This window comes from Sphaerotilus hippei, from assembly GCF_003201595.1.
Lineage (GTDB): Bacteria > Pseudomonadota > Gammaproteobacteria > Burkholderiales > Burkholderiaceae_C > Sphaerotilus > Sphaerotilus hippei.
Genome location: NZ_QJJS01000019.1, coordinates 83,895 through 92,269, shown reverse-complemented (window position 1 = coordinate 92,269; position 8,375 = coordinate 83,895). Strand labels below are relative to the sequence as shown.

The following is an 8,375-nucleotide window of genomic DNA, read 5'->3' as shown; positions in this document are numbered from 1 at the left end:
GATCGCCCCCATCGCCATGGAAGAAGGTCTGCGCTTCGCCATCCGTGAAGGCGGCCGCACCGTCGGCGCCGGCGTCGTTGCCAAGATCCTGGACTGATTGCCAATTCAAGGCCGCAGGGGCATAGCTCAATTGGCAGAGCGTCGGTCTCCAAAACCGAAGGTTGGGGGTTCGATTCCCTCTGCCCCTGCCAGACTCTCGATTTCCTGAGTCTGTCTCCGTGGCCCGGCTGCCGGCCCGCAGGAAGCGTTCAGCGCTTCGGCGGGCTTTGCTGCTGTTGGGTCCGAGTGTTTCGTGGCATGCCGCCACGAACAAGATGAATCAAATGACCACTCCACAAGTCGACACCGTCTCCACCAGCGCTGACAAGGCCAAGCTGGGCGGCGCCATCGCCCTGTTGCTCGGGGCTCTGGTGGCGTTCTATGTCCTCTCCGGCCAAGGCGTCTACGCTCAGTGGGCTGCCCTGGTGGTGTTGCTGGCGGGCGCCGTGACGGTGTTCTTCATGTCCGAGACGGGCAAGGCGCTCATCGCCTACGGTCGTGAATCCGTTCGTGAGTTGCGCAAGGTCGTCTGGCCCGCCCGCAAGGAAGCCACGCAGATGACGGGTTACGTCTTTGCCTTCGTGGTGGTGATGGCCCTGTTCCTGTGGCTGACGGACAAGACGCTGGAGTGGGTGCTGTACGACCTGATCCTGGGTTGGAAGCGTTAACGCGCACACGCGAAGGTAAGCCATGAGCGACATTCAGACCCCTGTTCCTTCCGTGCCGATGCGCTGGTACATCGTCCAGGCCTATTCGGGCATGGAAAAGGCCGTCGTGCGCAATCTGCGCGAGCGCATCGACCGCGCCGGCATGCAGGACAAGTTCGGCCGCCTGCTGGTGCCGACCGAAGAGGTCGTCGAAGTCAAGAACGGCAAGAAGGTCGTGACCGAGCGGCGCATCTATCCGGGTTACGTGCTGGTCGAGATGCTGATGGACGACGAGTCCTGGCACCTGGTCAAGAACACCGGCAAGGTCAGCGGCTTCCTGGGTGGAGCCAAGAACCGGCCGCAGGCGATCTCGGAAGACGAAGTGATGAACATCGTCAACCAGATGCAGCAAGGCACCGAGAAGCCGCGTCCCAAGGTTGAATGGGAAGTGGGTGAGGTGGTTCGTGTGAAGGAAGGCCCGTTCGCCGACTTCAACGCGTCCATCGAAGAGGTCAACTACGAGAAGAGCAAGCTCAAGGTGGCCGTGACCATCTTCGGGCGCGCGACGCCGGTCGACCTCGACTTCAGCGGAGTTGAAAAGGTCTGACCCCGCGGGTCGGGCCATGGCGATGCGGCGAAGGTTCGCCGTGTCGTTGGCGCAGGGTGTGAGCTGATCCAGCACCTTGTGTCTTCGTGTCGGGCGACGCAGGTCGCCTGGATCAGATGACGAGGAGCTTGCCGAGACAGTCTGTCCGGCGGGCGTTCGAACTCGAAAGGAGCCATCATGGCAAAGAAGATCGTCGGCTTCATCAAGCTGCAAGTTCCGGCAGGCAAGGCCAATCCTTCGCCCCCGATCGGTCCCGCTCTCGGTCAGCGCGGCCTCAACATCATGGAGTTCTGCAAGGCGTTCAACGCGCAGACCCAGGGGATGGAACCCGGCCTGAAGCTGCCGGTGGTGATCACCGCCTACGCGGACAAGTCGTTCACCTTCATCCTGAAGACCCCGCCGGCCACCGTGCTGATCAAGAAGGCGCTGAAGCTCGAGAAGGGTTCGCCGCGTCCGCATCAGGCCAAGGTCGGCAAGCTGACCCGCGAGCAGATCGAAGAGATCGCCAAGATCAAGCTGAAGGATCTGACGGCTGCGAACATGGATGCCGCAGTGAAGACCATCGCCGGCTCTGCCCGTTCGATGGGCGTGAACGTGGAAGGGGTGTGAGATGGCCAAGCTTACGAAACGTCAGAAGGCCCTCGCCGGCAAGGTCGAGACCACCAAGCTGTACAACATCGATGACGCGCTCGCCCTGCTGAAGGAATGCGCCAACGCCAAGTTCGACGAATCGATCGACGTGGCGGTGCAGCTCGGCGTCGATGCGAAGAAGTCGGACCAGGTCGTGCGTGGCGCCGTCGTGATGCCCAACGGCACCGGCAAGACCAAGCGCGTGGCCGTGTTCGCCCAGGGCGCCAAGGCTGACGAAGCCCGTGCCGCTGGCGCCGATGTCGTCGGTTTCGACGACCTGGCTGCTGAAGTCAAGGCTGGCAACATCAACTTCGACGTGGTCATCGCCTCGCCGGACGCGATGCGCGTGGTCGGTCAGCTGGGCCAGATCCTGGGCCCGCGCGGCCTGATGCCGAACCCGAAGGTCGGCACCGTGACCCCCGACGTCGCCACGGCCGTGAAGAACGCCAAGGCAGGTCAGGTCCAGTTCCGCGTCGACAAGGCCGGCATCATCCACGGCACCATCGGCCGTCGCTCGTTCGAGAACGACAAGCTGCGTGGCAACCTGGCCGCGCTGCTCGAGGCGCTGACCAAGGCCAAGCCGGCCTCCAGCAAGGGCGTGTTCCTGCGCAAGGTCGCCGTGTCGTCCACGATGGGTGTGGGCGTGCGTGTCGAAGTGGGCACGATCGCCACCTCGTCGGCTCAGGCCTGAGCATGACAGGGCACCCTGCGCGCGTCTGACGCAGGGTGCCGACGAATTGGTGGGCAGTCGCCCATCCAAGACCGCTGGTGCGGCACCTTCCGGGTGCCGCTTAATCGCCGGCCGGGCAACCGGTCGCAGCCAGCGCAGATGGCGGTCCCGCCTGACAGGTCTTTCCCTGTGAAAACAGGGCTCCTGAAAGGCAAGGTCGCTGAATCCGGGTGTGCCCCGGGCGGGCAACCGCTCCAGGGCACGTATTGAAGGAGTAGACCTTGAGTCTCAATCGCAACGAGAAAGCAGCCGTTGTCGAGGAAGTGCTGGCCCAGGCGGCCAAGTCACAGACCTTGGCAGTGGCCGAGTACCGTGGCCTCACCGTCGCTCAACTGGATGCTCTGCGCAAGATCGCGCGCGAGAAGGGTGTGTATCTTCATGTGCTGAAGAACACGCTGGCTCGCCGTGCCGTTGCCGGAACGCCTTTTGAGGTGGCGGAAAGCCATTTTGTCGGTCCGCTGATCTACGGCTTCTCTGAAGACGCCGTCGCAGCTGCCAAAGTCATCGCCGACTTTGCCAAGACCAACGACAAGCTGGTGATCAAGGCCGGTGCCTACGGTGGCAAGGCCCTGGACGCCAACGGCGTCAAGGCGCTGGCTTCCGTGCCGAGCAAGGAAGTGCTGCTGGCCCAACTGCTGGGTCTGCTGCAAACCCCTGTCTCCGGTCTGGCACGCGTGCTCGCCGAAGTGGCCAAGAAGCAAGGTGCGGGTGCTGAAGAAGCGCCGGCTGCCGAAGCTGCTGCCGCCTGATCCTGTTTTCTTGAATTCACTGTATTTAGGAGCCCTCAAATGGCATTCGACAAAGACGCATTCCTGGCCGCACTGGACACCATGACCGTGCTGGAACTCAACGACCTGGTCAAGGCCGTTGAAGAGAAGTTCGGCGTGTCCGCTGCTGCGGTCGCCGTGGCCGGTGGTGGCGCTGGTGGCGCTGCCGCTCCGGTGGCTGAAGAGAAGACCGAATTCAACGTGGTCCTGCTCGAAGCTGGCGCCAACAAGGTTTCCGTGATCAAGGCCGTGCGCGAGCTGACCGGTCTGGGCCTGAAGGAAGCCAAGGATCTGGTGGACGGCGCTCCGAAGAACGTCAAGGAAGCCATCGCCAAGGCTGACGCCGAAGCCGCTCTGAAGAAGCTGGTCGACGCTGGCGCCAAGGCTGAAATCAAGTAATTCGGCGGTGCGCGTCTCGCGCATCCTGAATCGCTGTCAAGGCTGGCCCGACAAGGGCCAGCCTTTTCGTGCTTGAATTTTGACCTTAAAGATCACTTGAAAAAGTCTTCTGCGTTAAGCTGGAAGGCTTTTTCAAGTGTTCTCTGAACCGACTGCAGAGAACCGGTTTGGTCGGGCCGGGGTGCAATGCCCTGGTTGTCCGCCAGCGGCTGGTAGTGGCCAGCCACCAAGCTTCAGGCGCAAGGCCTGGTGCCAGTCGTCCCGACTTTTCGGCCGAAAGAGCTGCTGCCCTGGCCCGGTGGTGGCGTTCGACACGGAGTGATAGATGGCGCAAGCAACCCCCTACAGCTACACCGAACGCAAGCGTATTCGCAAGAATTTCGGCAAGCGCGCGAGCGTGCTGAACGTTCCCTACCTGCTCACGATGCAGAAGGACAGCTATGTAGCTTTCCTGCAGAAGGACGTTCCACCGACCAAGCGCAAGCCCGAAGGTCTTCAGGCGGCATTCCTGTCCGCGTTCCCGATTGTTTCGCACAACGGGTTCGTGGAGATGAAGTTCCTGGAATTCAACATTGCCAAGCCGCCGTTCGACGTGCGGGAGTGTCAGCAACGGGGTCTCACCTTTGCGGCCGCCGTGCGTGCGCGCCTGCAGATGATCATCTATGACCGCGAAGCTTCGACCTCGCAGTCCAAGGTGGTCAAGGAAGTCAAGGAGCAGGAGGTCTACATGGGCGAAGTGCCCCTGATGACCGACTACGGCTCCTTCATCGTCAACGGCACCGAGCGTGTCATCGTCTCGCAGCTGCACCGCTCGCCGGGCGTGTTCTTCGAACACGACAAGGGCAAGACGCACAGCTCGGGCAAGCTGCTGTTCTCGGCACGGATCATCCCGTACCGCGGCTCCTGGCTGGACTTCGAGTTCGACCCCAAGGACATCCTGTTCTTCCGTGTCGACCGCCGCCGCAAGATGCCGGTCACGATCCTGCTCAAGGCCATCGGCCTGAATCCCGAGCAGATCCTGGCGCACTTCTTCAAGTTCGACAATTTCCGCCTGATGGACACCGGCGCCCAGATGGAGTTCGTCGCCGAACGCATCAAGGGTGAAGTGGCCCGCTTCGACCTGACCGACAAGAACGGCAACGTGATCGTCGAGAAGGACAAGCGCATCACCGCCAAGCACATCCGTCAGCTGGAGGCTTCCGAGACCCAGCACGTGAGCGTGCCCGAGGACTTCCTGATCGGCCGTGTGGTCGCCCGCAACATGGTCGACCCGGACACCGGCGAGATCGTGGCCAAGGCCAACGACGAGCTGACCGAGCTGCTGCTGAAGAAGCTGCGCCAGGCCGGCATCAAGGACCTGCCCTGCCTGTTCACCAACGAGCTGAACCAGGGTGCCTTCATCAGCCAGACGCTGGCCACCGATGAGACCGCCGATCAGCTGGCCGCCCGCGTGGCCATCTACCGCATGATGCGTCCCGGCGAGCCGCCGACCGAAGACGCGGTGGAAGCGCTGTTCAACCGCCTGTTCTACAGCGCCGACACCTACGACCTGTCGCGCGTGGGCCGCATGAAGTTCAACGCCCGCGTGGGCCGCGACGGCTCCGAAGGCCCGATGACGCTGTCCAACGAGGACATCCTCGCGGTCGTCAAGATCCTGGTGGACCTGCGCAACGGCAACGGCGAGGTCGACGACATCGACCACCTGGGCAACCGCCGCGTGCGTTGCGTGGGCGAACTGGCCGAGAACCAGTACCGCTCGGGCCTGGCCCGCATCGAGAAGGCCGTCAAGGAACGTCTGGGCCAGGCCGAGACCGAAGCCCTGATGCCGCACGACCTGATCAACTCCAAGCCGATTTCCGCGGCGCTCAAGGAGTTCTTCGGTGCGTCGCAGCTGTCGCAGTTCATGGACCAGACCAACCCGCTGTCGGAGATCACGCACAAGCGTCGTGTCTCCGCCCTGGGCCCGGGTGGTCTGACCCGCGAACGCGCCGGCTTCGAAGTCCGCGACGTGCACCCGACCCACTACGGCCGCGTCTGCCCGATCGAGACGCCTGAAGGCCCGAACATCGGCCTGATCAACTCGCTGGCCCTGTTCGCGCGCCTGAACGACTACGGCTTCCTCGAGACGCCGTACCGTCGCGTGAAGGACGGTCTCGCCACCGCCCAGATCGACTACCTGTCGGCCATCGAAGAAGGCAAGTACGTCATCGCGCAGGCCAACGCCAAGCTCGATGCCGACAACCGCCTGATCGACGAGCTGGTGTCGGCCCGTGAAAAGGGCGACTCGGTGCTGACGTCGCCGGAACGCATCCAGTACATGGACGTGGCGCCGACGCAGATCGTCTCGGTGGCCGCCTCGCTCGTGCCCTTCCTGGAGCACGACGATGCGAACCGTGCACTGATGGGCGCCAACATGCAGCGCCAGGCCGTTCCGACCCTGCGTCCTGAAAAGGCGCTGGTGGGCACGGGCGTGGAGCGTGTGGCGGCGGTCGACTCGGGCACCGTGGTGACCGCTCGCCGGGGTGGCGTGGTCGACTACATCGACACCAACCGCATCGTGATCCGCGTCAACGACGCGGAAACGGTCGCCGGTGAAGTCGGCGTCGACATCTACAACCTGATCAAGTACCACCGTTCCAACCAGAACACGAACATCCATCAGCGTCCGATCGTCAGCCGCGGCCACCAGGTCGGCGCCGGCGACGTGATCGCCGACGGTGCATCGACCGACCTGGGTGAACTGGCCCTGGGCCAGAACATGCTGGTCGCGTTCATGCCGTGGAACGGCTACAACTTCGAGGATTCGATCCTGATCAGCGAACGTGTCGTCGCCGAAGACCGCTACACCTCGATCCACATCGAGGAACTGGTGGTCATGGCGCGTGACACCAAGCTGGGTCCTGAGGACATCACCCGCGACATCCCGAACCTGTCCGAGGCGCAGCTGTCGCGCCTGGACGAGTCCGGCATCGTCTACGTGGGCGCCGAAGTCAGCCCCGGCGACGTGCTGGTCGGCAAGGTCACGCCCAAGGGCGAGACCACGCTGACGCCGGAAGAGAAGCTGCTGCGCGCGATCTTCGGCGAGAAGGCGTCCGACGTGAAGGACACCTCGCTGCGCGTCGACCAGGGCACGATGGGCACCGTCATCGACGTGCAGGTCTTCACCCGTGAAGGCATCCAGCGCGACAAGCGCGCCCAGCAGATCATCGACGACGAGCTCAAGCGCTTCCGCCTGGACCTGAACGACCAGCTGCGCATCGTCGAGGCCGACGCGTTCGACCGGATCGAGAAGCTGCTGACCGGCAAGATCGCCAACGGCGGCCCTCGCAAGATCGCCAAGGGCACGGTCATCGACAAGGCCTACCTGACCGAAGTCGAGAAGTACCACTGGTTCGACATCCGCCCGTCGGAAGACGAAGCGGCCAACCAGCTCGAGTCGATCAAGAACTCGCTGGAGCAGACGCGCCACAGCTTCGACCTCGCGTTCGAGGAAAAGCGCAAGAAGCTCACGCAAGGCGACGAGCTGCCCGCGGGCGTGCTGAAGATGGTCAAGGTCTACCTGGCCGTCAAGCGTCGCCTGCAGCCTGGCGACAAGATGGCCGGCCGTCACGGCAACAAGGGTGTCGTCTCCAAGATCGTCCCGATCGAGGACATGCCCTACATGGCCGACGGCACGCCTGCCGACATCGTGCTGAACCCGCTGGGCGTGCCTTCGCGGATGAACGTGGGTCAGGTGCTGGAAGTCCACCTGGGCTGGGCCGGCAAGGGCATCGGCCAGCGCATCGGCGACATGCTGCAGAAGCAGGCCGCGGTGTCCGAGCTGCGCCAGTTCTTCGACGAGCTGTACAACAAGTCCGGCGGTCACCCTGAAGAGCTGGAGCAGCTGTCTGACGGTGAAGTCGTCGACATGGCGCGCAACCTCGTCAACGGCGTGCCGTTCGCGACGCCGGTGTTCGACGGGGCCAAGGAAGAAGAGATCCGCGCGATGCTCAAGCTCGCGTACCCGGACGACATCGCCGCCAGGAAGGGCCTGACCGACACCCGCACGCAGGCCTACCTGTACGACGGGCGCACCGGCGAGCGCTTCGAGCGCGCGACCACGGTCGGCTACATGCACGTGCTGAAGCTGCACCACCTGGTCGACGACAAGATGCACGCCCGCTCGACCGGTCCGTACTCGCTCGTCACCCAGCAGCCGCTGGGCGGCAAGGCGCAGTTCGGTGGCCAGCGCTTCGGTGAAATGGAAGTGTGGGCGCTGGAAGCCTACGGCGCGGCCTACGTGCTGCAGGAAATGCTGACCGTGAAGTCCGATGACGTGAACGGCCGGACCAAGGTGTACGAGAACATCGTCAAGGGCGAGCACTCGATCGAAGCCGGCATGCCGGAATCGTTCAACGTGCTGGTCAAGGAAATCCGGTCGCTGGGCATCGATATTGAGCTGGAGAAGAACTGAAGCATGTGAGGGGCCGAGCTGCCGGTGCGCCATGCGCGTCCGGTGGCACGGCCCGCGACCCATCGACGTTCCGTATCCACTCAATACCAAACAAGGAGTAAAG

At 63.4% G+C, this 8,375-nt stretch carries 8 protein-coding genes and 1 tRNA gene; all 9 read left to right on the top strand.

Annotated features, from left to right (window positions below; all coding sequences use genetic code 11):
* Nucleotides 1–97 (top strand): EF-Tu C-terminal domain-related protein (locus C7444_RS17045; RefSeq protein ID WP_082016399.1); only part of this gene is annotated, 97 nt, incomplete at its 5' end.
* 18 nt (nucleotides 98–115) lie between these two features.
* Nucleotides 116–191, top strand: a tRNA-Trp gene (locus tag C7444_RS17040).
* Nucleotides 192–323: 132 nt separating this feature from the next.
* On the top strand, nucleotides 324–707 hold the full coding sequence (gene secE / locus C7444_RS17035) for a preprotein translocase subunit SecE (protein WP_110402053.1): 384 nt from the start codon (nucleotides 324–326) through the stop codon (nucleotides 705–707).
* Nucleotides 708–729: 22 nt separating this feature from the next.
* Nucleotides 730–1,293: a transcription termination/antitermination protein NusG gene (gene nusG, locus C7444_RS17030; RefSeq protein WP_110402052.1), complete on the top strand. Its 564-nt coding sequence runs from the start codon at nucleotides 730–732 to the stop codon at nucleotides 1,291–1,293.
* Between the two features lie 177 nt (nucleotides 1,294–1,470).
* Nucleotides 1,471–1,902, top strand: a complete 432-nt coding sequence (gene rplK, locus C7444_RS17025; RefSeq protein ID WP_110402051.1) for a 50S ribosomal protein L11 — start codon at nucleotides 1,471–1,473, stop codon at nucleotides 1,900–1,902.
* Between the two features lies 1 nt (nucleotide 1,903).
* Nucleotides 1,904–2,614: a 50S ribosomal protein L1 gene (gene rplA, locus C7444_RS17020; RefSeq protein WP_110402050.1), complete on the top strand. Its 711-nt coding sequence runs from the start codon at nucleotides 1,904–1,906 to the stop codon at nucleotides 2,612–2,614.
* A gap of 260 nt (nucleotides 2,615–2,874) precedes the next feature.
* The gene (rplJ, locus tag C7444_RS17015; protein WP_110402049.1) at nucleotides 2,875–3,402 is read left to right on the top strand and encodes a 50S ribosomal protein L10; all 528 of its coding nucleotides are present in this window, start codon (nucleotides 2,875–2,877) and stop codon (nucleotides 3,400–3,402) included.
* Nucleotides 3,403–3,441: 39 nt separating this feature from the next.
* Complete coding sequence (rplL, locus tag C7444_RS17010; protein ID WP_110402048.1) at nucleotides 3,442–3,819, top strand: 50S ribosomal protein L7/L12; 378 nt, start codon at nucleotides 3,442–3,444, stop codon at nucleotides 3,817–3,819.
* 325 nt (nucleotides 3,820–4,144) lie between these two features.
* Entirely contained in the window at nucleotides 4,145–8,272 is a 4,128-nt protein-coding gene (gene rpoB, locus C7444_RS17005; RefSeq protein ID WP_110402047.1) for a DNA-directed RNA polymerase subunit beta, read from the top strand.
* Nucleotides 8,273–8,375: the final 103 nt, after the last annotated feature.

Excerpts from the sequence above, each read along its gene's own strand:
- secE (WP_110402053.1), top strand. The coding sequence starts at position 324 with ATGACCACTCCACAAGTCGACACCGTCTCCACCAGCGCTGACAAGGCC.
- nusG (WP_110402052.1), top strand. The coding sequence starts at position 730 with ATGAGCGACATTCAGACCCCTGTTCCTTCCGTGCCGATGCGCTGGTAC.
- rplK (WP_110402051.1), top strand. The coding sequence starts at position 1,471 with ATGGCAAAGAAGATCGTCGGCTTCATCAAGCTGCAAGTTCCGGCAGGC.
- rplA (WP_110402050.1), top strand. The coding sequence starts at position 1,904 with ATGGCCAAGCTTACGAAACGTCAGAAGGCCCTCGCCGGCAAGGTCGAG.
- rplL (WP_110402048.1), top strand. The coding sequence starts at position 3,442 with ATGGCATTCGACAAAGACGCATTCCTGGCCGCACTGGACACCATGACC.
- rpoB (WP_110402047.1), top strand. The coding sequence starts at position 4,145 with ATGGCGCAAGCAACCCCCTACAGCTACACCGAACGCAAGCGTATTCGC.